Raw genomic sequence first — 2,571 nt, 5'->3', positions numbered from 1 at the left:
AAGTCGAACCGATCCTCGGTGTCCGAGGCCGACGGCCCTGGTGGACCGGCAGGTCGGCGGCTCGCCCAGAGGCGGACACGGGCCCGGTCGGCGGGGTTTCACGGAAGTTGTGCCAGAGCCCGTTCTCAGGCTCTGGCTCAACTTCTGTGACGCGGCCACGCTAAGTGATGGGTTGGGAATGGCGCTCTGACTGGCTGGCGCCGTGTCTACGTAGGTCCGCCAGCGTGGTCAGACAGGGGCCACTGCAAGATTTGAGCGCGTTCAATGTAGTGGTGCGACCGAGGGCCGGACACGGGCGGCTTGCCGGGCGTCTGGGGCAGGGGTTTGCGTGGACCAACGGGTATGGCGTTCAGTTACTTTCACGGCGGCGGCGGTGGCGCTGACGGTGTCCTGCGGATGGGCCGCGGCGATTCACGCCGCAGAGATTCCAGCGGATCAGGTGGAAGGGCAATGGACCAGCGAGGCGGGCACAATCCTGACCTTTCACAAGGATCACACCTTCACCAGCGAGCACTTCGACGAGTTGCCCGTAGCTTCAGATTGCAGGAACCCATCGGCCTTGTCATCAGGCCGTTGGGCGTTCTATGCGCCCGCTGAATCTGGCAAGATCAGTACTGCAGACGAGACCGCCACACGCGGCACTGTGCTGTCGCTGACCTTCTCCAGCAACGACTGCACGGTGGACACCTACCTCTTCGGTGACGAAGACGACCCTGCGATGTGCCCGACCGACGACCCGGACGCTGGCTGCCCTGCATCCGGCTATCTCCACCGAGATAACCAGGCCACGGCTTGAGGCTCCTGAAGTAGCCGGAATTCGGCCAGCCGGCTGCTCAGGCGAGTAGTACCCGCTTGCGTAACAGCTTGAAGCCAGCGCGGCCGAACATCTGGCGCTTGAACATCTTGATCCGGTTGACGTGCCCTTCCACGACGCCCGAGCTCCAGGGCAGAGTCAGGCCGGCGATGACGGCGTCGCGGTCGCGGTCGATGCCTGCGGCAAGGGTGTGGAGGCTGGGCAGGTCGTCCTGCCGGACGGCGTCGAGCCAGTCGGGCAGGCGCTCGCCCTGGCGCTCGGTGAGCATGGTCGCGAAGGAGCGGACGTGCCCGGTGAGGGCGTCGAGTTCGGAGCAGTGCGTCCGGACGACCTTGAGCTGGAGTTGCTCGGTCTCGGTGAGGGTGTCCGGACGGCGGAGGATCCATCCGGCGACGGCCCGGGGCGAGGGCGGCCGGGCGGTCACCGGCCACGGTGAGGTGCGCTTGTCGTGCAGGTAGGCGCGAACGCGCTGGTAGCTGCCCTTGTAGCCGAGTGGCACGATCTCCTCCCACAGCTTCCAGGCGTTGGTGCAGCCCTCGCTCCAGCGGTCGTCCAGGTAGGGCTTGTAGTCGTCGAGGACGGAGGGCCGGTTCTGCCACTGACCGGTGAACAGCTCCTCCGGCGTCGCGGCGTCGGCAAACTGCTTGACGGTGCGGTAGGTCATCCCGAGCTGCCGCTGGACCGAGCGCCGGCTGTGTCCCGCCGTCAGCAGTGCGTGGACGGCGGCATGCCGGGCCCGGGTCCGATCGGCGAATCGGTGCCCGCGCGGCCAAGGAGAACCGGACGAGTCCGCGGCCGGAACAGCCTCGGGTTCGGGTCCGGGTTCAGGGGCCGTGGGGACCAGAGCGCGGAGGCAGCGACGGTGCTGGGCGACGCTCCGCTCGGCGGCCTCGCTCAGGTTGTGCCAGAGATGCCACCGGTCCGCGACCTGGACGGCATGCGGTGCACCGGCGGTGGCGCCCTCGGCGAAGAACGGCGCCCGGTCCCGGCACACGACCTCGACGCCGGGCCGATCGGCGAGCCAGGCCGCCAGGCTCGATGCCTCCCGGTCCGGCAGCAGGTCGACAGGGCGGCGGGTTTCGACGTCGACGAGAACGGTGCCGTAGTGGCGGCCCTTGCGGGTGGCGTACTCGTCGACGCCGACCACACGCGGGGCGGGCACTTCCGGCTCTGGAAGGGCGTCGACCAGGCGCAGGACGGTGCTCCGGCTGACGGAGACCCCGAGCACGGAGCTCAGGCGGGCGCCGGCCCGGCCCGCCAGGGCGAGACCGACGGCGGCCAGCGTCGAGCGCAGCCGCTCGGTCCGCTGACCGTGCCGACGGGTCAGGCCGGGTATCTGCTCGACGAAGGTGCGGCGTGCGCACCCCGAGTTCCCGCAGGCGAACCGGCGGACCCTCAGCTGGAGAACAACGCTTCGTCCGGCGCTCGGCACATCAACGGGAAACCGCAGGTAGGAACCATGAACCCGGTTCGACCAGACCTCGCACGCCGGGCAAGCGGCACCGTTCGCAGTGCATTCCACGTCGATGCGCACTATCGCGATGCTCACGTCCACCGACAGCACCGCGACGTCCGCGATCGACGGGAACAACAGCTCCTTCAACCGGAGCACGATCTCTTCCACGGCCCGGAACTGTCATCCCAACCGCCCTGACCACGGCTCATTTTCGGGCGACTTCACTACTGCCCGGAGAAGCTCAGCCGTGACTCAGCGTGGCCGCGTCACAGAAGTTGAGCCAGAGCCCGTTCTCGTGCAC

General features: G+C 68.3%; 2 protein-coding genes. One reads left to right on the top strand and one right to left on the bottom strand.

All coding sequences use genetic code 11. From position 1 onward, the window contains the following. Window positions 1–373: 373 nt before the first annotated feature. The gene (locus tag RIF68_RS33965) at window positions 374–796 is read left to right on the top strand and encodes a hypothetical protein (RefSeq protein ID WP_309055320.1); all 423 of its coding nucleotides are present in this window, start codon (window positions 374–376) and stop codon (window positions 794–796) included. 37 nt (window positions 797–833) lie between these two features. Here RIF68_RS33965 and RIF68_RS33960 read toward each other — a convergent pair whose 3' ends face one another. Further along, window positions 834–2,438: an ISL3 family transposase gene (locus tag RIF68_RS33960; RefSeq protein WP_309055319.1), complete on the bottom strand. Its 1,605-nt coding sequence runs from the start codon at window positions 2,436–2,438 to the stop codon at window positions 834–836. Window positions 2,439–2,571 lie beyond the last annotated feature (133 nt).

The sequence above is a fragment of the Streptomyces sp. genome (assembly GCF_031178505.1).
GTDB lineage: Bacteria > Actinomycetota > Actinomycetes > Streptomycetales > Streptomycetaceae > Streptomyces > Streptomyces gulbargensis.
This window is presented reverse-complemented; position numbering and strand designations above follow the sequence as displayed.